The following is a 25,287-nucleotide window of genomic DNA, read 5'->3' on the forward strand; positions in this document are numbered from 1 at the left end:
GCCGCCGCCGGAGGCTGGGCCGCGGGCACGGGCGCCGCGGGGAGCGCGGGCGCGCCGCCGCCGGCCAGCAGGCCGAGCTGGTCGCGCATCAGGTCGGAGAACTGGCCGAGGAGCGCGAGCTGGCGCTCGATCAGGCCGGTGCCGTCGGTCACCGGCCGCAGCGCGGTGGGCACCGCCTGCGGGGCGGTGGGCGCGACGGGAACGGGCTGGGGAACCGGCACCGCGGCCGGGGCCTGGACGGGCGGTGCCTGGACGGGCGGGGCCGGGTGGACGGCGGGTGCGCCCTGGGCCACCGGGGCGGCCTGGACGGCAACGGGAGCGGCAGCGGGAACGGCGGCCGGAGCGGGCGCCGCAGCCGGGGCGGCCGCCGGAACGGGCACGGGCTCGGGCTCCGCCACGGGCTCCGGCTCGGCGGCCGGCAGCAGCGTGGCCAGCACCGCCGGCTCCAGCCGGGAGGCGATCAGCCCGGCCAGCCGGGCCGGGGTGTCGGCCGCCTCGAAGAGTTCGCGCATCGACACCCGGACCCGGAACGCGCGCTCCAGGTCGCGGATCATGTTGATCATCGAGAGCGAGTCGGCGCCCAGGTCGAAGAACGGCTCGTCCGTCCCGACCGAGGCCTCGTCGTAGCCGAGCTGGCGGGCCGTCTGCTCGACGACCTGGCGCAGGACGGCCTGCTCGGCGAGCTCCTCGGGGCTCGGCGTCGGTGCGGCGGCCGGCACTGCGGCCGGCGCGCTCTGCTGGGGTGGGTCCTGGTGCATGGCGGGGTCCTCGGTGGTGGGCCGGGCAGGGGCGGTGAACCAGTGGCGGCGGCGTTGGAAGACGGTGGTGGGCAGCGGGACGCGGCGGGCAGGTCCGTCCGGCCAGTCCCGGGCGGCGGCGAAGCGGGCCCAGTCGAGCGGGACGCCGTGCGACCACAGCGCGGCCGCGGCGGCGTCGAACTGCTGCTCCGGCGAGGCGCCGCGCCGGCCGCCGGCGACGAAGTGGCGGTGCGGCAGCTCCCGGCGGCCCATGCCGGTCAGCGTCGGGTGCGGGCCGAGCTCCAGGAACAGCTCGTGGTCCAGTCCGTCCAGCGCGGCGAGCACCTGGTCGAACCGGGCGGTCTCCCGGGTCTGCCGCAGGAAGTACTCGGGCGTCGGGACGGTCCCGGGGGCCAGCACCTCGCCGCCGAGGTTGCTGACCAGCGGGACGGCCAGCGGCCGCAGGCGCAGCCGGGCCAGCTGGTCGCGGAAGGGGTCGAGCATCGGGTCGAGCAGGCGGGAGTGGAACGCCCGGTCGGTGGCCAGGCGTTCGGTGGTCACCCCGTCGGCGGCCAGTACGGCCTCGGCGGCGGCGATCTCGCGCGGCGGGCCGGCCAGCACGCACTGGCCCTTGCCGTTGACCACGGCCAGGTCCACCCCGGGCAGCCAGTCGCCGAGCCCGGCCAGCCGGTCCGGGCCGGCCGAGACCACCGTCATGGCGCCCGGTTCGGTCAGCCGGTGCATCAGCCGGCCGCGCAGCGCCGTCAGGAACATCCCGTCGGCCAGGTCGAGCGCGCCGGCCGCGTGGAAGGCCGCGTACTCCCCGGCGCTGTGCCCGGCGACCGCGGCGGGACGCACGCCGAGCTCCTGCCAGAGCCGCAGGTAGGCCGCTTGGAGGGCGAACAGCGCGGGCTGCGCCGCCTCGGTGGTCCAGGTGTCCTCGGTGCCCTGCGCGGCGGGGTCGAGCAGCAGCGGCAGCAGCGGCTCGTCCCAGGCCGCGCGGTGCAGCCGGTCGCACTCCTCCAGGACGGCGCGGAAGACCGGGAAGGCGGCGTGCAGTTCGGCAGCCATGCCCCGGTACTGGGAGCCCTGGCCGGTGAAGAGCAGCACCGGCCGGACCTCGCCGCGCCCGGTCTCGCGGTGGGCCGCGCCGGCGGTGGGCCGGCCCGCGAGGAAGGCGTCCAGGCCCTTGCGCAGGGCGGCCGGGTCGGGGCCGGTGACGGCCAGCCGGTGGCGCAGCGCGCGCCGGCCGGCGCCGAGGGTGAGCGGCAGGTCGCCGGATGCCGGGGCGGGTTCGGCGTCCAGCCGGTCGCGGAGCAGTCCGGCCAGCTCGGTGAGGCCCTGGGCGGTGCGGGCCGACAGCGGCAGCACGGTCGGGGCCGGCCGCGGCGCGGGCACCGAGGCGGCGGCCGGGGCCTGCTCCAGCACCAGGTGGGCGTTGGTGCCGCCGACGCCCAGGGCGCTGACCCCGGCCCGGCGCGGGGTGGGGCCGTCCGGCCAGTCCCGGCGCTCGGCGGCGAGCCGGAAGGGGCTGCCGGCCAGCTCCAGTGCGGGGTTGGGGCTGGTGAAGTTCACCAGCGGCGGGACGGTGCCGTGCCGCAGCACCAGTAGCGCCTTGATCAGGCCCGCCATTCCGGCGCAGGTGTCCAGGTGGCCGATGTTGGGCTTGACCGAGCCGAGCGAGCAGAACCCGGCGGCCTCGGTCCGGGCCCGGAACGCCTGGTCCAGCGCCCGGAACTCGATCGGGTCGCCGAGCGGGGTGCCGGTGCCGTGGGCCTCGATGTAGCCGATGCTCTCGGCCGGTACGCCCGCGAGGTCCAGGGCCCGGCCGACCACGGCCGCCTGCCCGTCCACGCTGGGCGCGGTGTAGCCGACCTTCCGTCCGCCGTCGTTGTTGACGGCCGAGCCGAGGATCACCCCGTGCACGGTGTCGCCGTCGGCGAGCGCCCGGTCGAGGCGCTTGAGCAGGACGGCGGCGACGCCGTTGCCGCCGACCGTGCCGCCCGCGTCGGCGTCGAAGGCCCGGCAGGCGCCGTCGGGGGAGAGGATCGACCCCTCCTCGTAGCGGTAGCCGGCGGCCTGCGGGATGTGCAGGGCGGCGGCCCCGGCGAGGGCCAGCTCGCAGTCGCCCGCCAGCAGGGACTGCACGGCCAGGTGCACCGCGACCAGCGAGGTGGAGCAGGCCGTCTGCACGCCGATCGCCGGACCGGTGAGGCCCAGCCGGTAGGCGACCCGGGTGGCGGCGAAGTCCGCCTGGTTGCCGATCGCGGTCTGCAGGGCGGCCACCGGTTCGGCCGGGTCGGCGGTGGCGGCCAGGGTGTGCTGGTAGTAGTTGCGCAGCGCGTACAGGGTCATCCCGGTTCCGGCGAAGACCCCGACCCGGCGCTCCGGGTCCGGCGCGTCGTAGCCGCCGTCCTCCAGGGCCTGGCGGCAGATCTCCAGCAGCAGGCGCTGCTGCGGGTCCATCAGCGCCGCCTCGGTGCCGCTGATGCCGAACGCCTCGGCGTCGAAATGGTCGACGTCGGTGAGCGCCCCGGTGACCGGGACGAAGTCGGGGTGGCGGTACTCCTCCGGGCGCAGTCCGGCGGCCGCCAGCTCCTCCTCGGTGAACCGGGTGGTGCTCCGGACGCCCTCGACGATGTTCCGCCAGTACTGCTCGGGGGTGTCGGCGCCCGGCAGGCGCAGCGCCAGGCCGACGATCGCCACCCGGCGGTCGTCGGCCGGCCCGGCGTCGGTGCCGGCGGCGGGGGAGCGGAGCGCAGCGGTGGGCACGGCCGGTTCGGCGGCCAGGTGCTCGATCAGGGCGTCCACGGTGGGGTGGCGGAACAGCTCGGTGGGCGCCGGGGGCGTGGGCAGCACGGTGCTGAGTGCGCCGTGCACCCGCATCAACTGGAGGGAGCCGATGCCGAGTTCGGCGAGCGGGCGGCCCGGGTCCAGCGGGCTGTCCAGGACGGACTCGAAGGCGTCCAGGACGAGTCGGCGCAGCCCGGACGGTGCGGTCCGGCCGGGGCCCGGGACGGGCTGTGCGGCGGGCCGGCCGTCCGGTGCCGCGGTGCCCGGGGCCACAGTGGACGGCGTCGTGGTGGACGGTGCCGGGGCGGCCGCGGTCACCGGGCGGGGCGCGGTGGCGCGCAGCCGGCGCCGGGCGGCGGGGGAGCTCGGGTCCGGACCGGCGTACCGGTGACCCGGGGCGCCGGCCAGCAGCAGGGCGGCCAGTCGGCGCCCGTGGGCGGCGCTCAGCACGGCGATGCCCCGGCCGGTGGCGGCCTGCTCGTTCTCCGTGTCGCGGTTCATGCCGACCCCGCGCCACAGGCCCCAGGAGATCGTCCAGGCCGGGGTGCCGCTCTCGCGGCGCAGCCGCTCGACGGTGCTCTCCAGGTAGCGGTTGGCGGCGGCGTAGCCGGTGGAGCCGACCGCCTCCTGGAGGCCGATCATCGAGGAGAAGGCGACGAACTGCGCCCCGGGCCGTTCCTTGACCAGCTCGATGAGGTGGTCGGTGCCCTCGGCCTTGGTCCGGACGGCCTCCCGCCAGCCCTCGGTGCCGGTGTCGGCGAGGAGCGCGAGCCGGTAGCCGCCGGCCAGGTGGAGCACGCCGTCCAGCGGCGCCTGCCACTCCCGCTCGGCCTCGGCGACGACCTCCGCCAGCTGCTGACGGTTCGTCACATCAGCCTGGCGGTAGCCGACCTGACCGCCCTGGGCGGCCAGTCGGCGCAGTGCGGCCCGGCGTTCGGCGGCCTCGGCGGTCGGGGCGTCCAGGTCGCTGCGGCCGACGATCAGCAGCCGGGAGCCGTACTCGCGCAGCAGCCCGGGCAGCAGCTCGGCGGCGATCCCGCCGAGGCCGCCGGTGACGAGGTAGCAGGCGCCGGGGGTGAGCAGCGAGCAGCCCGCCCCGGACGGCGCGGAGGCGGCCTCGGCCGTTTCCAGCCGGGGGACCCAGGGGCGGCCGGCGCGCCAGGCGGATTCGGGTTCGGGCCGGGGATCGGTGAGCAGGGCGAGCAGGGCGGCGGCCTGGTCCGCGGCCGGTGCCTCGCCCGGCAGGTCGAGATGCCGGGCGGCGGGCACCAGCTGTTCGGCCCGCGCCCCGGCGGTCAGCGCCGCGGTCAACGCGGCCGTGGGCCTGGGGAGCTCACCGGGGAGTACGGCGTGCAGCCCGGCGCTGACGGAGACCAGCTCGCGGAGCGGCGGCCGGGCCGGGAGCGCCCGGAGCAGGGCGAGCAGCGACTCGTCCGGCCGGTCCGGTCCGTCGGCCGTCGCGCTCCAGAGGTAGACCAGCCGGTCGGCCTTCCGGTCCCCGAGGGCCCGCAGCCAGTCCTCGGGGTCGGTGGTCGGGGGCCGGTCCACCAGCAGGGCGTTCGGCAGGGCGGCGGCCAGGGCCTCGGTGAGGGTGCCGGGGCCGGACGGGCCGAGCAGCAGGATCGTTTCGTCAGCCAGCGGAGCGGCCACGGCCTGCGGAACCGGGCGGGGTTCCCAGCCGAGCCGCCGCACGCAGTCCGGCAGCGTCCGGGAGTTGGCCTCGGCCAGGTCCAGCGCCACGACGTGGTCGTCGAGTTCGCCGTCCAGCAGCCGGCGGCGCAGCGCGGTGCGCTGGATCTTGCCGCTGGTGGTGCGGGGGAAATCGGCCGCCGGGACGGGGAGCACCAGGGCGGGCGCGGGCTGTCGGCGGGCCGCCAGCAGCTGCCGCACCTCGGCGGCGACGGGCGGCGCGGGGGCCTGCGGGTCGCTCTGGACGTAGGCGATCACCAGTTGCTCGGTGCCGGTGCGTTCGTCCGGCACCCCGAAGGCCGCGACGTGGCCGGAGCGCACCCCCGCCACGGAGGCCACCACGTCCTCCAGCTCGTGGCAGAAGTAGTGCACGCCGTTGACGATGATGATCTCCTTGCGACGGCCGGTGAGCACCACCTCGCCGTCGGTCAGGAAGGCGAGGTCCCCGGTGTCGAACCAGTCGTCGCCGACGAAGGCCTCCTGGTTGGCGGCCGGGTTGTTCAGGTACCCCGGCGTCACCCGGCCGGAGCGGACCTGGAGCCGGCCGACCCAGTGCTCGGGCAGCGCCCGCCCGTTGTCGTCGGTGACCCGCATCCGGGTGCCGGGCGCGGGCCGTCCCATGCTGAGGAAGCCGGTGCCGCGCTCGGCCGAGTCCGGGTCGGCGGGCTCCAGCCGGCCGCTGAGCGAGTCGGTGCGCACCAGCCGGCGGGAACCGTCCTCGTGGTAGCGCTTGTAGGTGATCACCGTGCAGGTCTCGGCCATGCCCCAGCCCAGCAGCAGGTGCTCGGGGCGGACGCCGAACGGGGCGGTGGCGGCCAGGAACTCGTCCAGCACCGCTTCGGTGCACTGCTCGCCGGCGTTGATCAGCGACTTGACCGCGGACAGGTCCCAGTGGCGTCCGGGCCCGGCGGCCCGGACGGCCTCGGCGACCAGCCGGTAGCCGAAGTTGGGCGACCAGGAGTGCGCGCCCCGGTAGCGCTCCAGCGCGTCCAGCCAGACCAGCGGGTCGGCGAGGACGAGTTCGGTGGGCACCTGCACCTGGTCGGCGGCCAGCACCACGTCGCGCAGGTGGAACATCAGCAGTCCGGCGACGTGGTCCAGGGGCAGCCAGTTGACCGTGACGTCGGCCGGATCGCAGCCGTTCGCGACGGCTCCGGCGGTGTACTCCAGGATGCCGCGGTGGGTGATCTGCACCGCCTTGGACCGCCCGGTGCTGCCGGAGGACAGCTGGAGGATCGCGACGTCGCCGGGGGCGGGGGCGTGTTCGGCGGCCGCCGGCCGGTCGCCGTCGACGGGCCGGTCGACGGGCCGGTCGACGGCGATCACCCGCAGGCCCGGCGCCGGGTACAGCTCCCCGAGCCGCTCCAGGCCGGCCACCGCCGGCCCGCAGGCGAGCACCGGCGGCTCCTCCAGGGTCTGCCAGGCGTGCCAGAGCTTCTCCAGGACGGGGTTGCGTTCGTGGTAGTCCGGCGGGCGTGCCACCGTCACCGGCTGCACCCCGCCCAGTAGGCAGGCCCACAGGGTGGGGAAGTAGAGCTCCGGGTCCGGGACCTGCAGGATCACCCGGTCCCCGGCCCGCACTCCGGCGGAGGCCAGGGTGGCGAGGATCTCGCGCGATCGGGCGAGGAGTTGACGGTAGGTCAGCCGGGTCGCCTCGCCGCCCGCCCGGACCAGGTGCAGCCCCCGGTCGGGGTGCAGCTCGGCGGCGCGCAGCAGCGCCTCGGGCAGCGTCCGGGGCGCGTCCGGCGCGGGTGCGGGCAGCGGGGCGCCGACGGCTTCCGTCCCGGGGCCCGCGGGCGCGGCCGCCGGCTCCGCCGGGGTGGTGCCGGCCGTCGCCGACCCCTCCCCGAACGGCCGCCAGTGGTCGGTGAGTTCACGCAGGTGGCGCAGGGCGGGGCCGGGCGCGGCCGGTGCCCGGGTGAGGGCCGCGGCCAGGGCGGCGGCGTCGGGTTCGCCCTCGGGGGTGCGGACGATGCCGTCCAGGAGGTGCACCTCGGCGCTCGGGTCGGCGTCCAGCAGCGCCGCGGCTGCCCGGCGGCGCAGGGCCTCGGGATCGCCGTCGACGGCGGGCACCAGGTAGGCCCGCAGGCCTGGGCGGCCGTTCCCGTGCTCGACGGGCAGCAGCGCGCAGTCGGCGATCTCGGGGCGCAGCAGCAGTCGGGCTTCCAGGGTTCGCAGCCGGCCGTGGTCGGGACCGGTGGGGCTCATGACGTTCGGCACCTTTCGGATCGGTGCCGGGGCGCGGGTGTGGGCCGCCCCGGGTCAGGGAGGGGAGCGGAGACGGGTGGCGTGTACGGCGCGGGGGCGCCGGGGCGGTGCGGGGAAAGCTCGGTGTCGCGTACGGCGCGGGCGCCGGAGGGTGGTGCGAAGGAGCGGTGTCGCGTGCGGCGTGGGGGTGTCGCGGGAGTGGTGCGTCGGGCCGGTGTCGCGTACGGCGCGGGGCCGGGGTGGTGGCGGGGTCGGCGGGCGGGCCGCTCAGCGGCGGCGGGTGCGGGCGACCAGGACGAGGAAGGCGAGCGCCAGCACGATCGGGACGGCGTGCGAGACGCCGACCACGGTCAGCGGGCTGACCACCGCCAGCAGTGAGCCGCTCAGCAGCATCCCGGTGCCCATGCCGACGTTCTCGGCGGACGCGAGGATGCCGAAGGCCTCGCCGCGCCGCTCGTCGGCGAGGGCCTGGATCCGGGTGGTGTAGGAGATCTCGGTGAAGCCGTCGCCGAGGCCGGCGCCGATCGCGACCAGCAGGAAGAGCGGGGTCGGGAGGTCGGTGAAGACCAGGATGAAGCAGGCGGACATCAGGCAGGTGCCCAGCGCGAAGCCGCGCTCGCCGGGCTCGATGCCCCGGCGCAGCATGAACCGGGAGACCAGTTGCTGGGCGCCGAGGTTGCCGATCGCCCAGGTGGCCCAGAAGGTGCCGAGCAGTGCGGCCGGGTTGTCGGGGGAGGACAGGTTGGCGAAGACCGGCAGGCTGATGTTGTGGGCCGCGGAGCCGAAGGCGTCCAGCAGTCGGATCCCCGCCATGGCGCCCACCACCGGAGCGGCCCGCAGGACGACCAGTGCCTGCCACCGGGGGCCGCGCTTCCCGGATGCCGGGGCGGGTTCCTCCGGTTGGGTCGCGGGTTCCTCCGCCGGGGCGGCCCGGGTGGGCAGGGGCAGCCGGATCACCAGTGCCCCGAACAGGACGAAGCTGGCCGCGTCGATGAGCAGCGCGGCCCGGAATCCGGCCCAGGCCACCACCACGCCCGCGGAGGCGAAACCGAGCACCATCGCCGTCGAACGGCAGCTCGCCATCAGGCTGTTGGCCCGGGCGCGGCGCTCGGCACCGACCATCTCGGGGATGCTGGTCCGCAGCGCGACGGAGGCCACCGCGGCGGCGCCGCCGAGGACCAGGGCGAGCGGGTAGAGCACGGGGATGCGCATCGAGGCCGGGACGAGGGCGACGACGACCAGTGCCAGCGCCTGGGCCAGGGCGCAGCCCGTCATCAGCCGCCGTCGCTCCAGCCGGGCCACCAGCCGTCCGGCGACCAGCCCGCCGACGAGGCCGCCGCCCAGCCGCAGGACCAGGTACCCGGCCGTGCCGAGGGCGTTGCCGGCGGCCTCGTAGGCGAACAGGCTCAGCGCGACCAGGTCGAGCTGGCTCCCGTACATGTTCAGGGCGTCGCCCGCGGCCAGCCGGTAGAAGACCCGGGGCAGCTTGCTCGTGGCCTGGTGCGTTGCTTCCAATGCGGTGTCCGGCACGGTGGTCCCCCCGGGCACGCCATATATGGCGGTTCAGTGTGACATTGCACCGCAACCTAGAGGGTGAACGGGTGTCAGATCAATGCTTAGATCATTTCCTGTCCAAAAGATCGTGCACTCGGCCGACTTACTGTCATCTTTCGCGCCACCCTGGCCGGTTGTTGGCGTACAGACAGGTGGGCGGGATGGGCGGCGCGGGGGTCAGCGGCGGCCGAAGAGCCTGCCGAACCAGCCCTTGCCCGTGCTGCCCCGGGCGGCGCAGTCGCAGCGGGCGGACGCGGGCACCCCGGCCAGGACCTGCTCCACGTGCATCCCGCACCCGGCGAAGGTCGGCTTCCCGCAGGTGCGGCAGGCGACTCGTCTGCACATCTCGTTCTCCGTTCTCCGGGCCCCCAGGGGTGGGGCCGTCCTGTCAATATACCCCACCCCGTATTCGTAATGTCGGATTCGTCCGGCCGTCGGGGTCGGAACGGCGGCAGGGCGGAACCGGTGCGCGGGGAACCGGCGCGCAGAGGGTCGGCGTGCGGGGAACCGGCGTGCGGAGGGTCGGCGTGCGGGGAACCGGCGTGCGGAGGGTCGGCGTGCGGGGAACCGGCGTGCGGAGAAGGAGTGCGCCGAGAAGGGGCGCCGAGGGGGGCTGTCAGGCCGTCCCGGGCCGGGCCTGCGGAATCGCGTAGGTCAGCGTGGCGCTGGCCACCAGGACGCCGTCGGCGTCCAGCAGCTCGGCCAGGACCACGCACAGCCGGCGCCCGAACTTGGCTGTCCTGGCGTGCACGCGCAGCGCCCCGGGGCGCGGCCGGTTGAGGAAGCTGATCTGCAGCGAGCTGGTCAGCGCCATCAGGGTGGGCCCGAGCCGGGCGTTGATCAGGAGGAACGCGGCCAGGTCGCACAGCCCGGCCTGCTCCGGGCCCGAGACGGTGCCGCCCGGGCGGGTGCGCAGCCGGTCGCCGTCCACCGCCATGGTCAGGGCGTGGCCGTCCACGTCGGTCACCCGGCAGGCGGCGTAGTCGGGGAACTGGTCGGTGATCAGCTCATTGAGCCGGTCGGGGCCCAGGAGGACGTCGACGGTGGCGACCGCCGTGTTCGAGTCGGTGGTCATGGGGGTCAGCGTAACCGTCGGCCCGGCGGTACGCCCGGAGTGGTCCAGGCCTGCTTCCGGCCAGCTTCGTTTTCCGTGGTCAACCGCCAAGATCCGTTACAGGAACGATAATTGCGCATGTCGCGTCGGTGTCGCGGTGGCCGGAACCAGTCCCTCCGGCGGTGTCGGGTGGCCGAATCCGTCCGGCACGATTCGTGAGGGACCTTGTTCGGCCCAAAATGCAGCACCTACGCTCCGAGGAAGTTCAGCGGAGCCGCCACAAGGCTCCGCCGGCCGCTGGGGGGCGGCGTCCTTTTCCTTGTGGTCGTCATCGAGAGCCTCGGTGGAAACCGCCCCGGCCGCTCCCGCCCGACCATGTCCTGCTTCGGATTCCTGCTTCAGAGACGGGGTGTTGTGCCATGGGGATTTCCATTCTGGACGACGAGGCGGTGGTGGTCCGCACGCCCGACGAGTTCCTCGCGATGCCGGAGGAGTACCGGGAGATCGCGATCCGCGGCATGGTGGTCAACACCGAGGGCGAGCTCTCCGGCGGCGACGACTACGTGCAGGTCTTCCTGCCGCTGGCCCCCGACGCGGAGGAGCGGCAGGTCTGCGCCGAGCGTGCCGCCGAGGAGTACGACCACTACAAGATCGGCAAGCGGGTCCTCGCCGAGATCGGCGTGGACACCGGCTACATGGAGAAGCAGACCCTGGCCGAGCGGAACCTGTTCCGGGCCCAGGAGTTCCACAACTGCACCACCTGGGCCGAGCGCGGGATCTTCTCCTACATCGGGGAGGAGACGGCCATGGTGATGATCTCCGAGTTCGCGCAGAGCAGCTACCGCCCCTGGGCCGACGCGGTGCGCACCATCATCCTCGACGAGAAGGTGCACATCGCCCACGGCGCCCGGGTGTGCCGCAACCTCGCCGCCACCGACGACGGCCGCGAGCAGCTCCAGCAGGCCCTGGACCGGCTGTGGCCGACCTTCATCCGGATCTTCGGCAGCCCGCGCTCCGAGCGCGCCAGGCTGGCCGTCCGCTTCGGCCTGCGACAGACCACCAACGGCCAGGCCTGCGACCTGTGGCGGGAGAAGGTCACCCCGCGCATCAAGAACCTGGGTCTGCGCCTCCCGGAGTAGCAGTCGCAGCAGCACGCCGATCCCGCGACTCCCGAGGAGCCCACCGCCATGGCAACACCCGTCACCATCGAACAGCGCCCGCTGAGCCGGCGCGAGGCCAAGGCGCGAACCGCCGAACTCCTCGCCGACCGGCCCGACCTGGCCGAACGCCTGCACCGGCTGCGCCGGCTGGGGCGCGAGGTCCGGTCCTGCGAGGTCCACCTCACCAACACCTGCAACATCCGCTGCAAGGGCTGCTGGTACTTCGAGGGCGGCTTCGACACGGCCGTCAAGGAACTCTCCGACCTGGACCGCATCCGGGCCTTCGCCCGCAAGCTGGCCGACGACGGCGTCAACCAGGCCACCCTGATCGGCGGCGAGCCCACCCTCGTCCCGCGCCGGGTCGAGGCCTTCGTCGAACAGCTGCCGTACATCACCATCTCCACCAACGGCCTGCGCCCGATGCCCAAGCAGGGCTTCGAGAAGATCGCCATCGCGGTCAGCATCTTCGGCGGCGGCCCGCTCGACGACGACCTGCGCGCGATCCGGGTCAACGGCTCCAAGTTCACCGGCCTGTTCGACACCGCGCTCAAGCACTACCGCGAGGACCAGCGGGTGCTGTTCATCTACGCGCTCTCCGAGGCCGGGGTCGAGCACATCGAGCCCACCGTGCGGAAGATCGCCGAGAACGGCAACATCGTCACCTTCAACTTCTACAGCGAGCACGGCACCGAGACCCCGCTGAAGATCGCCAACGAGCAGCGGGTGCTGGACGAGGCGCAGCGGGTCAAGGACCTCTACCCGCACGCGGTGGTGAGCCACCCGTACTTCATCCGGACCCTGGTGACCGGCCGGACGCACTGGGGCGGCCGCTTCGGCTACGACGTCTGCCCCAGCCTCAGCGTCGACGCCCCCGAGCACGAGGACCGCGTCGCCAACGGCAACCCGGTCATCCCCGGCTTCAACGTCTGGGGCGCCGACTACGAGTCGCTCCAGTTCTGCTGCACCTCCGGCGACTGCGGCGGCTGCCGGGACAGCCAGGCCGTCTACAGCTGGCTGGTGGTCAGCGCCAACCGCTTCCTGGACGACGCGGCCCGGCTGGAGCAGTGGCTGGACATCGCCGAGAGCTACTGGCGCCAGTGGCACTGGGCCCCGTACCACGCGAGCAAGGCCGGCACCACGGCCTGAGCCCACCGCCCCTGCGCGCCGTCCCCGGCCACCGCCCCCACGGCACCGCCCGTACGTCCCCCGCACCGCCACCGCCGCCCCGCGCGGACGAGGAGAGCCATGCCCGACACACTGGACCGCACCGCCATCGAGAACTTCGTCGTCGACGCCCTGGTCGACCTCGGCGTCGAACGCGAGGGCATCGTCGACGACGCCGCCCTGGACGAGCTGGAGATCGACTCGCTCGACATGGTCGAGCTCAGCCAGTCCATCCGCAAGCAGCTGGGCATCCCGGTGAAGCCCAAGGACTTCGACCAGCTGTACACCGTCGGCGAGGTGCTCGCCCTGTGCCGCCACAAGGCCGGGCTGGAGTGACGCCCCGGGCCGTCGTCACGGGCCTGGGCGCGGTGACCCCGCTGGGCGTCGGCGCCGACGAGCTGCACCGGCGCGCGGTGGCCGGCGAGAGCGGGCTCGCCGACGGGCTCGGGCTGTGCCGGGACTTCCGGCCCGCCGACCACCTGTCGCGCCAGCAGATCCGCCGCACCGACCGCTTCACCCAGCTCGCGCTCGTGGCCGCCGCCGAGGCCCTGGCCCAGGCGGGATGGACGGACGGCCCGCCGCCCTACCCCGCCGAGCGGGTCGCCTGCGTGGTCGGCTGCGCGCTCGGCGGGACGGCGAGCTTCGAGAGCCAGGCCGAGGTGCTCCGGCAGCAGGGCGGGGACTTCGTCTCCCCGCTCATGGTGCCCGCCATGATGGCCAACGCCGGGGCCTCGCAGATCGCCCAGCGATACGGCTTCCGGGGCGAGGCGCTCTGCCTGGCCTCGGCCTGCAGCAGCGCGACCCAGGCGATCGGCACCGCCCTGCTGCTGCTCGCCGCCGGCGCCGCCGACGCGGTGGTGGTCGGCGGCGCCGAGGCCTCCACCTCCGACCTGGTGCGGGCCGCCTTCCGGACCGCCGGCGCGCTGTCCGAGAGCGGCCGCTCGGTGCCCTTCGACCGCGACCGGGACGGCCTGCTGATCGGCGAGGGCGCCGGAATCCTGGTGCTGGAGACGGCCGCGGGCGCCGCCGCCCGGGGCGCCACCGTGCTCGGCGAGGTGCTCGGCTACGGCGCCACCTGCGACGCCCACCACCTCACCGCCCCGGACCCGACCGGCGAGCCCGCGGCCCGCGCCGTCACCCTGGCGCTCGACGCGGCCGGGGTCACCCCCGGACAGCTCGGCTACCTCAACGCGCACGGCACCGGCACCGTCCTCAACGACCGCTCGGAGTGCGAGGCGCTGCGGCTGGCCCTCGGACCGGCCCTGGAAGGGATTCCGCTGTCCTCCACCAAGGCCTGCACCGGCCACCTCTTCGGCGCGGCCGGCGCGGTCGAGGCCATCGCCACCCTGCAGGCGCTGCGCCACGCCACCGCCCCGCCCACCGTCGGGCTGCGCGAGCCCGACGAGAAGCTCGGCCCGCTGAACCTGATCCACCGCGCCACCGCGCTCGCCGCCCCCACCCTGCCCGGCGGCCGCCGGGCGGGGCTCTCCACCTCCTTCGGGTTCGGCGGACACAACGCGGCCCTGGTGCTGGCGGCAGCCGACGCGATCGGTACGACGAAAGGCCAGGAGTGATGCTCGGCTTCCACGGACGCCGCTATCTGATCACCGGGGTGCTCAACCAGGACTCCATCGCCTGGCACACCGCCAGGGCGCTCCAGGAGGCGGGCGCGGAGGTCCTGCTCACCGGCTTCGGCCGGGCCCGGCGGATCACCGAGAAGGCGGCGGACGTCCTGCCCCGCCCCACCGAGGTGCTGGAACTGGACGTCACCCGGCGCGAGGACTTCACCCGGCTGGTCAAGGAACTGGAGCAGCGCTGGGGCGGGGTCGACGGCGTGCTGCACGCCGTCGCCGCCGCACAGCAGACGGCGCTGAGCGGCAACTTCCTCACCACCCCGCCCGAGGCCGCCGGACAGGCGCTGCACACCGCCGCCGTCTCCCTGCACTCGCTGGCCACCGCGCTCGCCCCGCTGCTCACCGCCGACGGACGGCGCGGCAGCGTCGTCGGGCTGGACTTCGACGCCAGCGGCGCCTGGGCCGGCTACGACTGGATGGGCGTGAGCAAGGCGGCGCTCGGCGCGGTCTGCCGCTACCTGGCGATGTACCTCGGGCCGTCCGGCATCCGGGTCAACCTGGTGGCGGCCGGCCCGGTGGAGACCGTCGCCGGGCAGGCGATCAGCACCTTCGACCGGATCGCCGACCGCTGGCAGGCAGAGGCCCCGCTCGGCTGGGACCGCAGCGACCCGGCCGTGGTGGTCGGACCGGTGCTGTTCCTGCTCTCCGACCTCGCGGCCACCGTCAGCGGGGAGATCCTGCACGCGGACGGCGGGATGCACGCCGTCCGGATGGGCACCGGCCCGGCCTTCGCGGAAGGGGGCGCGGCATGACGGCAGCCATCGTGGGCGTGGGCGCGGCACTGCCCGAACGCGTCGTCCCCAACGCCTACTTCGAGCGGATCGGCGCCTCCCCGGAGTGGATCGTCAAACGGACCGGCATCGAGGAGCGCCGCTTCCTCGCGCCGGACGGCCGGCTCGCCGACCTCGTGGTGGCCGCCGCCGAGCAGGCGCTGCGCAGCGCCGGGCGCACCGCCGCGAGCATCCGGCACGTCGTGGTCGCCACCATCACCCCCGACCGGGTCACCCCCGGGGTGTCGGTGGAGGTCGCCGCCCGGCTCGGGATGCCGCAGGCCACCGCCTTCGACCTGCACGCGGCCTGCGCCGGGTTCGTCTACGGCCTGGACCACGCCGCCGCGCTGATCGAGACCGGCCGGGCCGGGGCGGTGCTGGTCTGCGGCGCCGACGCGCTGACCCGGATCACCGACCACGAGGACCGCGGCACCGCGGTGCTGCTGGCCGACGGCGCCGGCGCCGCCGTGGTCGCCGACGTGCCCGGCGCGCCCGAACCGTGCTTCTCGCTCGGCAGCGACGGCGAGCAGATCCCGCTGCTGTACGCCGACCGGGACGACCGCAAGCTGCGGATGGACGGCCGGGAGGTGTTCGACCACGCGGTGGAGAAGATGTCCGCCGCCACCCGGGAGGTGCTCGCCCGGCGCAGCCTGACCTGCGAGGACCTCGACCTGTTCGTCGCCCACCAGGCCAACGCCCGGATCGTGCGCGCGGTCGGCAAGGAGGTGGGGCTGCCCCCGGAGCGGCTCTACCTGAACGTCCACCGGGTCGCCAACACCTCGGCGGCCTCGATCCCGCTGGGCCTGACCCACGCCCGCGAGGAGGGCCTGCTGGACGGCCCGAAGCTGCTCGGCCTCGCCGCCTTCGGCGCGGGCATCACCTGGGGCGCCGGGGTGATCGGCTGGCGGCCGGGCGCCGGCGCCGACCGGGAGGCGCGGGCGTGAAGACCCCCCGGTTCCCCGTGATCGCCGAGATCGCCGCGCCCGACGGGGCCCGGCTCACCGTCCGGGCACTGGCCCGGCCCGAACCGGCCGCCCCGGTGGTGATCGTCCTGCCGGCGATGGGAACGGCCGCCCGGCACTACACCCCGCTGGTCCGCGCCCTGCACGCGGCCGGTCTGAGCGTGGCCACCTGCGACCTGCGCGGCCACGGCGAGAGCCGGCCGGTGCCGCGGCACGGGGTCGCCTTCGGCTTCCGCGAGCTGGTCGAGCACGACTTCGGGGCGGTGCTGGACGCGGTCGCCGGGGCGTTCCCGGGCGCGCCGCGCCTCCTGCTCGGGCACAGCCTGGGCGGGCAGCTGGGTCTGGTGCACTGCGGTGTCTTCCGGCCCCGGCTCGCCGGCGCGGTGCTGGTGGCCAGTGGATCGGCCTGGTACCGGACCTTCGGCCCGCGGGCGGGCCTGCGACGGCTGGCACTGAGCCAGTTCTCGATCGTCGCCTCGGCGGTGGTCGGGTACTGGCCGGGCGAGCGGTTCGGTTTCGGCGGTCGCGAGTCGGCCCGGCTGATGCGGGACTGGGCGCGGCAGATGCGCACCGGCCGCTACCGGGTGCGCGGCGCGGTCACCGACTACGAACGGGCGCTGGCCCGGGTCGACCTGCCGGTGCTGGCCGTGGACGTGCAGGGCGACGAGCTCGCGCCGCCGCGAGCCGTCGACCACCTGTGCGCCAAGCTGCCCTCGGCCCGGGTGGAGCGCTGGAGTTACACCGCCGAACAGGCGGACGGCCGCCCGCTGGACCACTTCCGCTGGATCCGGCACAACCGCGGGCTGGTGGAGCGAATCGCGCCGTGGATGCTCGCCGCCGCCGCTGGCGCCGCCTCGGGCGTCGCTTCGGGCGCCGGCGAGGGCGTCGGTGAGCGCACCGGCGAGAGCGCCGCGCCGCGCGGCGGCGTCCGACCGACCGTATGACGATGAGACCGAGCCCCGCCGCCCCGAGGAGCGCCCGCATGCCCGCCGTCCCCGACCCGTCCGACAGAAACACCGACGCGCCGCACGGCGGCCCCGGCCGGCCGCCCGGCCTCCCCGGCGACCCGCACGGCATTCCCGACCTGCTCACCGCGACCGCCGCGCGCTGCCCGGAGCACCCCGTCCTGCGGCTCGACGAGGAGGTGCTGAGCTTCGCCGACCTGGACGCGCTCAGCGCCCGGGCCGCGCACTGGCTGGCCGGGCTCGGCGTCGCGCCCGGCGACCGGGTCGCCGTGCTGCTGCCCAACGTGCCGCAGTTCGCGGTGCTGTACTACGGCATCCTGCGCGCCGGGGCGGTGGTCGTCCCGATGAACCCGCTGCTCAAGGCCCGGGAGATCGAGCACTGCCTCGCCGACGCCGGGGCGGCCGTGCTGCTCGCCTGGCACGCGGGCACCGAGCAGGCGGTCGAGGGCGCGCGGCGCACCGGCACCCGGCTGGTCCCCGTCGAGCCCCCCGCGCTCGCCGCGACGCTCGCGGAACAGCCGGACGGCCCGCCGCGGACCGCGGGACGCGGGGGAGAGGACACCGCGGTCATCCTCTACACCTCCGGCACCACCGGGGCGCCCAAGGGCGCCGAACTGACCCACCGCAACATCGTGGCCAACGTCAGGGCCGGCGTCCAGGTGCTGGGGATGGTCGAGCGGGACGTGATCTTCGGCGGGCTGCCGCTGTTCCACTCCTTCGGCCAGGTGATCGGCCTCAACTGCGCGGTGGCCGTCGGGGCCTGCATGACCCTGGTGCGGCGCTTCGACCCGCAGGCCGCGCTCGCGGTGATCCAGCGCGACCGGGTGAGCGTCTTCCTCGGCGTCCCGACCATGTACACCCTGATGCTGACCCACCCGCAGCGCGCCGGGTACGACGTCTCCTCGCTGCGGGTGTGCCTGGGCGGCGGCGCCTCGATGCCGCCTGAGGTGCTGCGCGGCTTCGAGACCGACTTCGACTGCGTGGTGCTGGAGGGCTACGGGCTGTCCGAGTCCTCGCCGCTGGCCTGTGCCAACCGGAGCGACCGCGAGCGGATCGCGGGCACCATCGGCATCCCGATCGAGGGCGTGCGGATGCGCATCGTCGACGAGTCGGGCACCGAGGTGCCGGACGGCACGGTCGGCGAGGTGGTGATCCGGGGCCACAACGTGATGAAGGGCTACTGGCGCCGCCCCGACACCACCGCGCAGACCGTCCGGGACGGCTGGCTGCACACCGGTGACCTCGGCACCCGCGACGAGCGGGGCGACTTCCGGATCGTCGACCGCCGCAAGGACGTCGTGATCCGCGGCGGCTTCAACGTCTACCCGCGGGAGGTGGAGGACGTGCTGTACGAGCACCCGGCGGTCGCCGAGGCCACGGTGATCGGCGTCCCCCACCCCACGCTCGGCCAGGAGGTGGCCGCCGCCGTGGTCCTGCGCGCGGGCGCCTCGGCGACCCCGGAGGAGATCCGCGGCTTCGTCCGGGAGCGGGTGGCGCCGTACAAGTACCCGCGGCTGGTCTGGACGGTCGACGCGCTGCCCAAGGGGCCGACCGGAAAGATCCTCAAGCGCGAGGTCGTCGTGCCCGAGGAGGAGTCGGGCCGGCTCAAGAGCTGAGCGGGCCCGGGGGTTGAGCGGGTCCGGGAGCCGAACAGGCCCCGGCGTCGGGCGGCCCCGGCGGGTCGGGCGGCCCGGTCGGGCCGCCCGGGGCGGTCAGACCACCCGCCGCATCCAGCCGTGGACGTCCTCGGCGCGCCCGTACTGGATGTCCAGCATGTGCTCGCGGATCGCGACGGTCTGCTTGCCGGGCGAGCCGGTGCCGACGGTGAACTCGTAGCCCTCGCCCTTGAATCCGACGATCGGGGTGACCACCGCGGCCGTCCCGGCGGCGAACACCTCGGTGATCGTGCCGTCGGCGGCACCGGCCCGCAGCTCGGAGAGGGTGATCGGGCGCTCCACCGGGGTCAGCCCGAACTCGCCCGCCAGGGCCAGGATCGAGTCCCGGGTGACCCCGTCGAGGATGTTGCCCAGCGGGGGGGTGACCAGCTCGCCGGCCGAGGTGACCAGGCACAGGTTCATCGTGCCGGACTCCTCCAGGTCGCCCTCGCCGCCGGTGTCGTCCAGGAACAGCACCTGGTCGCAGCCGTGCTTGCGGGACTCCAACTGCGCGGCCAGGCTGGAGGCGTAGTTGCCGCCGCACTTGGCGGCGCCGGTGCCGCCCCGCCCGGCGCGGGTGTAGTTGCTGCTGACCCAGAGCGTGATGCCGGTGACGCCGCCGGCGAAGTACGGGCCGGCCGGGCTGGCGATGACCGAGTAGGCGATCTGCTCGGCGGGCCGGACGCCGAGGAAGGCCTCCGAGGCGAACATGAACGGCCGCAGGTAGAGGCTCTTCTCGTCGGCGGAGTCCGGCACCCACGCCTCGTCCGCGCGGACCAGCTCCCCGATGCTGTCGAGGAAGTCCTCCTCCGGCAGCACCGGCAGGGCGAGCCGCTCGGCGGAGCGGGCGAAGCGGCGGGCGTTGAACTCCGGGCGGAACAGCCAGACGCTGCCGTCGGCGTGGCGGTAGGCCTTGAGCCCCTCGAAGATCTCCTGGGCGTAGTGCAGCACGGCGGCGCTCGGGTGCAGCGAGTACGGCACCAGCGCGGTGACCTTGCGGTCGTGCCAGCCCTCGGCGGGAGTCCAGGTGGCCGTGGCCATGTGGTCGGAGAAGAATTTGCCGAACCCCGGTGCGGCGAGGATGGTGCGTCGCTCCTCCTCGGGGACGGGATCGGTCGTCCGGAACAGAGGGAATGCGCGACTCATCGTCAACTCCTCGACACCACTGTGGAATCTGTGCGAACCGACGCCAATCACCGGCGCCATACCCGTCATGCTAACGGTCGTCAGCCGGACGTGATACGCCGCGACCCGGCCGAGCCCCGATCCGTCGGCTCCCGCGGGAGCCGACGGATCGCGGGATTCCGGGGTTCCCGGCCTACCGGTGGCCGGTGCGGAGGTCGCCGACCAGGCCGTCGAGGGCGGTGCGCAGGGCCCCGGAGTTGGCCTGGTCGAACCAGGTGGTGCGGATGCGCTCGTTGCTCCCGCCCGGGGTCTCGTGCTCGGCCGCGAGGCGCTCCAGCGAGCGGGTCCCGTCGCCGAGCGAGCGGCCGACGTCCTGGTAGATGCCGCGGACGAAGCGGTCGGCGTCCTCGGCGGGAATGCCCTGGTCGACGGCCCAGGAGACGAGCGTGGTGAGGAACGCGTAGTGGGTGGTCTGGGTCGAGGTCAGTGCGGACAGGACGCTGAGCGCGACCTCGTCCGCGACCGGGAGCGCCCCGCCCAACCGCTCGAACAAGGCGTCCACGTCGGGGTGCGAGGGGTGGACCACGGTGAGGCAGCGGCGCTCGCGCACGGTGGGCAGCGGGATGGCGTGGGTCACCGCCGCGTCGGTGGCCAGCACCCGGCGCAGCTCCCCGGTGCCGACGCCGGGCACCACATTGACCACGACCCGGTCGTCGGGCACGTGCAGGCCGGTCAGTGCCTCGCGCCAGTCCTGGCGGCGCAGGGCGATGATCACCAGCTCGGAGCCGTCCACCACCTCCTGGTTGTCGGCGCACACCCGTACGTCCTCGTACCGCTCGGCCAGCTCGGCCGCGGTCCGGGCGCCCCGCGGCGAGAGCAGGACCTCCGGCCCCGGGTCGTCCCCGTGGCGCAGGCCCGTCACGATGGCCCGGCCGATCTCGCCCACTCCGATGATGCCGACGCGCTTCACGGTCACTGCCTCCGGTGTGCGTGGTGGTCGCACGGGCAGGTCGTCCTGCCCGTCGCGATCTTCTCCGCAGTAGTGTGACCACCGCGGCGCCCTGCGACACGCCGCCGCCGGCCCGGGCGTGAACCGACCCGGTACGCTCCGCCGGAACTCCCGCGCGCGGCCGGCTCTTCGACGACCGGCGGCACACCGCACCGTCCGCCGTGTCATCGACACGCGCGGTGACGGGTAGACCGTACGGGTGAACACCTTCGCCAGGACCAAGGCCATGAACGCCGTCGAGGACTCCTCCCGCAGCCCGCGCCGTGCCCGCGCGCGGGGCGGGCGCACCGTCAAGGTGCTGCCGCCCGACCGGATCGGCGGGTCCCTCCCACCCGGGGGCGGCGGCCGCGACTCCCCGAGGACCGCCTCCGGTGTCGGTGCCGAGGCCGGGGCGGGTCCGGCATGACGCCTCCGAACGAACCCTCTCCCCTCGTCATGGTCCGCACCGCTGTCCTCCCGCCCTGCCGACGCTGCGGAATCCCGGCCCTCCTGACCGCCCGTTACCCGCACTCCTGGCCGAATCAGGCCGGGAAGCAGGTGACCGGCTTCAAGGAGACCGCTCTCTGTCCGGCCTGCGACGAGGGCGACCCGGCGGCGACAGGCCTCCTCACCCTCCTCGGCGCCCCGGTCCCCGGTCGTCTCGCCGAGCTCTGGGCACTCGTCCACCAGTGGGTCAGCGCCATCCGCCACCGCACGCCCGACCTGGCGGACCTGGAGGACGAGGCGGCCCGGTTCAGGTCCGGAGAGCTCTGAACGCGCTGGGCCGAACGGTGGTCCGCCCGTGTCGGTCGACATGGTGCGGGACTCCGTCGAAACCGGATGCCCTCGCACCGAAACTCGAACAGCGGTGCGGATTCACCTGTGTGCGCAGCGTGGTGTGCTGCCCGGACAAGCGTGTGAGCAGGGTGGTTCCAACCCCCTCTCACCTCGCTGAAAGGCAGGAACCATGGGCATATCGCTGTCCCGCCGTTCGATCTCCTCCGCCGCCGTGGTGGCGCTCGCGACCTGTGCGGTCGCCGCCACCGCGCCGCCCGCGTCGGCCGCCCAGGACGGCGGCAGGCCGGGCGGCGGCGGGAGGCCGACGGTGGTCCTGGTGCACGGCGCGTTCGCGGACGCCTCCGGGTGGAACGACGTCGCCACACGCCTCATGGACGACGGGTTCACCGTCCTCGCCCCGCCCAACGAGCTGCGCGGTCTGACCGAGGACGCCGCCTACGTGGCCAGTCTGCTCAAGAGCATCAGCGGCCCGATCGTGCTGGCCGGCCACTCCTACGGCGGAGCCGTCATCACCCAGGCCGCCGCCGGGAACCCGAACGTCAGGGCTCTGGTCTACGTGTCGGCGTTCGCGCCCGACGTGGGCGAGTCCCCGGCCGAACTGTCGACGAAGTTCGCGGGCAGTGACCTCGCCACCGCGCTCAACCCCGTCCCCTTCACCGGCACCGGCGGCGGCGGAGTCGACCTCTACATCCAGAGCGAGAAGTTCCGCGCCGTCTTCGCCGCCGACCTGCCGGAGTCCCGCACCCGGCTGATGGCCGCCGAGCAGCGCCCCGTCTCCCAGGTCGGGTTCGCCGAGAAGGCCACCGCCGCCGCCTGGCGCGACATCCCGTCGTGGTTCGTGGTCTCCCGGCAGGACCGGGCCATCGCCCCCGACCTGGAGCGCTTCGAGTCCAGGCGCGCCAAGTCGCGCACCGTCGAGATCGACTCCTCGCACGTGTCGATGATGTCCCACCCCGAGGACATCGTCCGCCAGATCCGCGAGGCCGCGGGCGCCGCCGGTGGCGCTGCCGGTGGCGCTGCCGCGGCCCCGGCCGAGCTCGCGGCGACCGGCTCCCACGGGCGGGCCGTCGCCGCGGTCGGCGCCGTCGGCGCCGCCGCGCTGCTTTCCGGCTCGGTGCTCACCCGCATCACCCGCCGGCGCGGCATCCGCTGAGCGGCCGGCCCGGCCGGGCCGGCCAGGGGCCTCGTCCCCTGCCGACCGCGCCCGGCCGGGCCGTCCCGCGCGTGCCGGCGGCGTGTCTCAGGGCGTCGGGCGTACGGCGGTGAAGTCGCGCAGGACGGCCCAGACGGCGGCGGGCTGCTCCTCCTGGGCGAAGTGCCCGGCGTCGGCGACCACCGCGGTGGTGAGTCGGCGGACGCCCGCGGCGCGGAAGCCCCGGGCGTAGGCCTCGATGTCGCCGCCCTCGCGGTCGCCGCGGACGTGCAACAGCGGTGTGTCGGCCGGGACGGCGGCGGCCTCGGCGTTGTCCCGGGCGTCCTGGGGGAAGGCGCGGTACAGATCGAATCCCGCGGTGAGCGCGGCGGGACTCGCGTAGGCGGCGGCGTGCGCCGCGCGGGATTCGGGGGTGATCCGGGCGGGGTCGGCCGACAGCACGTCGTAGAAGTGGTCGAAGTAGGCAGCCTGCCGGCCCTGGACGAGGGTCTCCGGCAGGTCGGGCACCGTGTGCAGGCCGAAGTGCCAGATGTGCGGGTTGCGCAGCACCTCGTTCCACGGGTCGACGCCGGGGATCACGGTGTTCATCACGACGACGCGCTCGACGCCGGTGAACCTCCGCAGGTAGGCGTAGGCCGCCATCCCGCCGGCGTCGTGGCCCACCAGGGTGGTGCCGGTGAGACCGAGTTCCCGGACCAGTGCGTGGACCGTCCCGGCCAGCCGGCGCTTCGACCCGCCCTCGACCGCCCCGGTGGAGCCGCCGATCCCGGGCAGGTCCACGGCGATGGTCCGGGCTTCGCCGCCGGCCGCCTCCATCACCCCCAGCCAGGTCCGCCAGGACTCCGGCCAGCCGTGCAGGAACAGGAAGGGACGGGCGTCGGCGGGGCCGGACTCCACCACGTGGAGCGAGCGGTCGCCGACGGCCACGGTCGAGTGGCGCAGCTCAATAGACATGATTCATGTCTATCAAACGACATGAGGCATGTCCATTGACTAGGCTGGCCCCATGAGCGGCGACAACGACCGGCCGGACGTACCGGACGTACCGGACGCACCCGGCGCACCGGAGCGACCGGCCTTCGAGCGCGGCACCGGCTTCCTGCTGGCGCGGCTGGGATCCCTGACGGCCCGCTCCTGGACGGCCTTCCTCGGCGAGCACCGGCTGACCCAGGGTCAGTACGCCGTGCTGGTCGCCCTCGACCGGCACGGTCCGGTGGTCCAGCGGCGGCTGGCCGAACTCGTCGCCGTGGACGCCCGCAACCTCGTCCCGGTCCTCGACCAGCTGGCGGACCGGCAGCTCGTCGAACGCCGTCCGCACGACACCGACCGGCGCCGCCGCGTCGTCACCCTGACGGACCGGGGGAGCGCCCTGGTCGGGACGATCGCGGCCGCGGCCGCCGCCGAGCAGGAGCGGTTCCTCGGCGCCCTGACCGCGGCCGAACGCCGGCACCTCAACGGGCTGCTCCAGCGGCTCTACGCCGCGCACGTGCCGGCCGACGGTCCGGGGTAGGGCCGGCCGCCGCTCCGCCGCGGCCCCCTCGTCGCCCCCTCGCCGCTCAGGCGTGCCGGACGAGGGCGACCGGGCACACCGCGTGGTGGATCGCGGCGTGCGCCACCGGGCCGAGGTGGGCGCCGAACAGGGTGCGGCGGGTGCGGCGGCCGACCACGAGCAGCCGGGCCCCCTCCGCCGCGTCCACCAGGTCGACGGAGCGGCTGCCCTGGATCAGGTCGGCGGTCACCGACACCTCGGGGTGGCGCTCCCGCCAGGGGGCCAGCTGCTCGGCGAACCGGTCCCGGTCGACGGAGGAGAGCTCGCCCAGCCCGCCGACGGCCTGGAGCGCCGTGTACTGGCTGGAGACCGGCGGCGACCAGACGTGCACCACCCGCAGCGGGGCCCGGCGCCGGGCGGCCGCGTCGAAGGCGAAGGCCAGCACGTCGTCCATCGGGCGGGTCAGGTCGAGGCCCACCAGCACCGGGCCGTCCGACTCGACCGCCTCCGCCCGGACCAGCACCACCGGACAGCTCGCCCGGCGCAGCACCTCATGGCTCACCGAGCCGACCAGGAAGCCGCGCACCGCGCCCAGTCCGCGCGAGCCCAGGACGAGCAGGCCGGCCGAGTTCCCGGCCGCCTCCAGCGCCTCGGCCGGATCGGTCGGGACGATCGCCGAGGTGACCGGCCCGACACCGGCCAGCGGGCGCAACTCATCCGCCCGGAGGGCGAGTTGGTCCAGCGCGTGCCGGTAGGTCTCCTCGCTGCCGACCACGTCGTGGTGCGGCCACGGCCAGGCCTGCAGGAGATCGAGCGGGCAACCGCGGCGCTGCGCCTCGCGGGCGGCCCACTCGGTGGCGGCGCGGCTCTCGGGGGAGCCGTCGAATCCGGCGACGACGGGTGCGGTCATGGTCTGCTCCTCATCCGCGCAGCGCGTCCAGGGCGGCGTTCAGCCGCCGCGCCGCCTCCTCGGCGACCTCGCCCAGCCCGCCGCCCGGGCCGGCCAGGGTGACCATGGTCCGCGGGTCGACGGCCTCCACCACCGTGGCCCCGCCGTCCGCCCGGACCACCACGTTGCAGGGCAGCAGCAGCCCGATCCGGCGGTCGGCCTGGAGGGCGCGGTGGGCGAGGGCGGGGTTGCAGGCGCCGAGGATCAGGTAGTCCTCGATCTCCGCGCCGATCTTCTCGCGCAGCGTCGCCCGGACGTCGATGGTGGTCAGGACGCCGAAGCCCTGCTCCTTGAGCGCGGCGGTGACCGTCTCCACCGCCTGCGCGAACGGCCGGTCGAGCCGCACGCCGAGACCGTAGTCCATGGTTCCTCCAGAAGAATCCGGGCGGCCCCAGTATCGGCGGACGCCGCGCCCGCCGCCTCCCGGAGCGAGCGGCGGC

The 25,287-nt window shown here is 75.0% G+C and carries 21 protein-coding genes; 12 read left to right on the plus strand and 9 right to left on the minus strand.

Annotated features, from left to right (window positions below; all coding sequences use genetic code 11):
* The 4 genes from ACFWJ4_RS27830 to ACFWJ4_RS27845 all read right to left on the minus strand — a co-directional run.
* Positions 1-7,427, minus strand: a 7,427-nt coding sequence (locus tag ACFWJ4_RS27830; protein WP_380548332.1) for an SDR family NAD(P)-dependent oxidoreductase, incomplete at its 3' end; no start/stop codon positions are given.
* Positions 7,428-7,694: 267 nt separating this feature from the next.
* Entirely contained in the window at positions 7,695-8,942 is a 1,248-nt protein-coding gene (locus ACFWJ4_RS27835) for an MFS transporter (RefSeq protein ID WP_380548335.1), read from the minus strand.
* Between the two features lie 216 nt (positions 8,943-9,158).
* Positions 9,159-9,326: a hypothetical protein gene (locus ACFWJ4_RS27840; RefSeq protein WP_380548338.1), complete on the minus strand. Its 168-nt coding sequence runs from the start codon at positions 9,324-9,326 to the stop codon at positions 9,159-9,161.
* 271 nt (positions 9,327-9,597) lie between these two features.
* Positions 9,598-10,056, minus strand: coding sequence for a PaaI family thioesterase (locus ACFWJ4_RS27845; protein WP_380548341.1), 459 nt, complete (start codon positions 10,054-10,056; stop codon positions 9,598-9,600).
* A gap of 398 nt (positions 10,057-10,454) precedes the next feature.
* Between ACFWJ4_RS27845 and ACFWJ4_RS27850 the strand changes: the two genes are divergently transcribed.
* The 8 genes from ACFWJ4_RS27850 (at position 10,455) to ACFWJ4_RS27885 (ending at position 18,306) form a co-directional block, all read left to right on the plus strand.
* On the plus strand, positions 10,455-11,174 hold the full coding sequence (locus ACFWJ4_RS27850; RefSeq protein WP_380356263.1) for a Phenylacetic acid catabolic protein: 720 nt from the start codon (positions 10,455-10,457) through the stop codon (positions 11,172-11,174).
* 48 nt (positions 11,175-11,222) lie between these two features.
* The gene (locus tag ACFWJ4_RS27855) at positions 11,223-12,341 is read left to right on the plus strand and encodes a radical SAM protein (protein WP_359898409.1); all 1,119 of its coding nucleotides are present in this window, start codon (positions 11,223-11,225) and stop codon (positions 12,339-12,341) included.
* 99 nt (positions 12,342-12,440) lie between these two features.
* On the plus strand, positions 12,441-12,695 hold the full coding sequence (locus ACFWJ4_RS27860) for an acyl carrier protein (protein WP_359898410.1): 255 nt from the start codon (positions 12,441-12,443) through the stop codon (positions 12,693-12,695).
* Positions 12,692-13,933, plus strand: coding sequence for a beta-ketoacyl-[acyl-carrier-protein] synthase family protein (locus ACFWJ4_RS27865; RefSeq protein ID WP_380548344.1), 1,242 nt, complete (start codon positions 12,692-12,694; stop codon positions 13,931-13,933). The genes ACFWJ4_RS27860 and ACFWJ4_RS27865 overlap by 4 nt, the downstream gene beginning before the upstream one ends.
* Positions 13,933-14,745 carry an enoyl-ACP reductase FabI gene (gene fabI, locus ACFWJ4_RS27870; RefSeq protein WP_380548347.1) on the plus strand — a complete coding sequence of 271 codons (813 nt, stop codon included), beginning with the start codon at positions 13,933-13,935 and terminating at the stop codon, positions 14,743-14,745. The genes ACFWJ4_RS27865 and fabI overlap by 1 nt, the downstream gene beginning before the upstream one ends.
* Entirely contained in the window at positions 14,742-15,707 is a 966-nt protein-coding gene (locus ACFWJ4_RS27875; protein ID WP_380548350.1) for a beta-ketoacyl-ACP synthase 3, read from the plus strand. The genes fabI and ACFWJ4_RS27875 overlap by 4 nt, the downstream gene beginning before the upstream one ends.
* Positions 15,704-16,669 carry an alpha/beta fold hydrolase gene (locus ACFWJ4_RS27880; RefSeq protein WP_380548352.1) on the plus strand — a complete coding sequence of 322 codons (966 nt, stop codon included), beginning with the start codon at positions 15,704-15,706 and terminating at the stop codon, positions 16,667-16,669. Before ACFWJ4_RS27875 ends, ACFWJ4_RS27880 begins: the two co-directional genes overlap by 4 nt.
* Positions 16,670-16,707: 38 nt before the next feature.
* Positions 16,708-18,306 (plus strand): long-chain fatty acid--CoA ligase, encoded by a 1,599-nt coding sequence (locus ACFWJ4_RS27885; RefSeq protein WP_380548354.1) that lies wholly within the window; start codon positions 16,708-16,710, stop codon positions 18,304-18,306.
* Positions 18,307-18,402: 96 nt separating this feature from the next.
* On the opposite strand, the gene ACFWJ4_RS27890 is transcribed toward ACFWJ4_RS27885, so the two are convergent.
* The gene (locus ACFWJ4_RS27890) at positions 18,403-19,491 is read right to left on the minus strand and encodes a branched-chain amino acid aminotransferase (protein WP_380548357.1); all 1,089 of its coding nucleotides are present in this window, start codon (positions 19,489-19,491) and stop codon (positions 18,403-18,405) included.
* 172 nt (positions 19,492-19,663) lie between these two features.
* Positions 19,664-20,446, minus strand: a complete 783-nt coding sequence (locus ACFWJ4_RS27895) for an NAD(P)-binding domain-containing protein (RefSeq protein ID WP_380548360.1) — start codon at positions 20,444-20,446, stop codon at positions 19,664-19,666.
* Between the two features lie 232 nt (positions 20,447-20,678).
* On the opposite strand from ACFWJ4_RS27895, the gene ACFWJ4_RS27900 reads away from it, so the two are divergent.
* From ACFWJ4_RS27900 to ACFWJ4_RS27910, 3 genes are all read left to right on the plus strand, one after another.
* Positions 20,679-20,885, plus strand: coding sequence for a hypothetical protein (locus ACFWJ4_RS27900; protein ID WP_380548363.1), 207 nt, complete (start codon positions 20,679-20,681; stop codon positions 20,883-20,885).
* Positions 20,886-20,914: 29 nt separating this feature from the next.
* Positions 20,915-21,232, plus strand: coding sequence for a DUF6300 family protein (locus ACFWJ4_RS27905; protein ID WP_380548366.1), 318 nt, complete (start codon positions 20,915-20,917; stop codon positions 21,230-21,232).
* Positions 21,233-21,425: 193 nt separating this feature from the next.
* A complete protein-coding gene (locus ACFWJ4_RS27910) occupies positions 21,426-22,409 on the plus strand; it encodes an alpha/beta fold hydrolase (protein ID WP_380548369.1) in 984 nt (327 codons plus the stop codon).
* Between the two features lie 87 nt (positions 22,410-22,496).
* On the opposite strand, the gene ACFWJ4_RS27915 is transcribed toward ACFWJ4_RS27910, so the two are convergent.
* Positions 22,497-23,363: an alpha/beta fold hydrolase gene (locus tag ACFWJ4_RS27915; RefSeq protein ID WP_380548372.1), complete on the minus strand. Its 867-nt coding sequence runs from the start codon at positions 23,361-23,363 to the stop codon at positions 22,497-22,499.
* A gap of 52 nt (positions 23,364-23,415) precedes the next feature.
* On the opposite strand from ACFWJ4_RS27915, the gene ACFWJ4_RS27920 reads away from it, so the two are divergent.
* Positions 23,416-23,919 (plus strand): MarR family winged helix-turn-helix transcriptional regulator, encoded by a 504-nt coding sequence (locus ACFWJ4_RS27920; protein WP_380548374.1) that lies wholly within the window; start codon positions 23,416-23,418, stop codon positions 23,917-23,919.
* A 46-nt stretch (positions 23,920-23,965) separates the two neighbouring features.
* Here the strand turns inward: ACFWJ4_RS27920 and ACFWJ4_RS27925 are convergent, their stop codons facing one another.
* Both ACFWJ4_RS27925 and ACFWJ4_RS27930 read right to left on the minus strand, forming a co-directional pair.
* On the minus strand, positions 23,966-24,808 hold the full coding sequence (locus tag ACFWJ4_RS27925) for a universal stress protein (protein WP_380548377.1): 843 nt from the start codon (positions 24,806-24,808) through the stop codon (positions 23,966-23,968).
* A gap of 10 nt (positions 24,809-24,818) precedes the next feature.
* Positions 24,819-25,211 carry a DUF302 domain-containing protein gene (locus tag ACFWJ4_RS27930; RefSeq protein WP_380548380.1) on the minus strand — a complete coding sequence of 131 codons (393 nt, stop codon included), beginning with the start codon at positions 25,209-25,211 and terminating at the stop codon, positions 24,819-24,821.
* Positions 25,212-25,287 lie beyond the last annotated feature (76 nt).

Source organism: Kitasatospora sp. NPDC127067, assembly GCF_042724755.1.
GTDB classification, from domain to species: Bacteria; Actinomycetota; Actinomycetes; order Streptomycetales; family Streptomycetaceae; genus Kitasatospora; species Kitasatospora lactacystinica.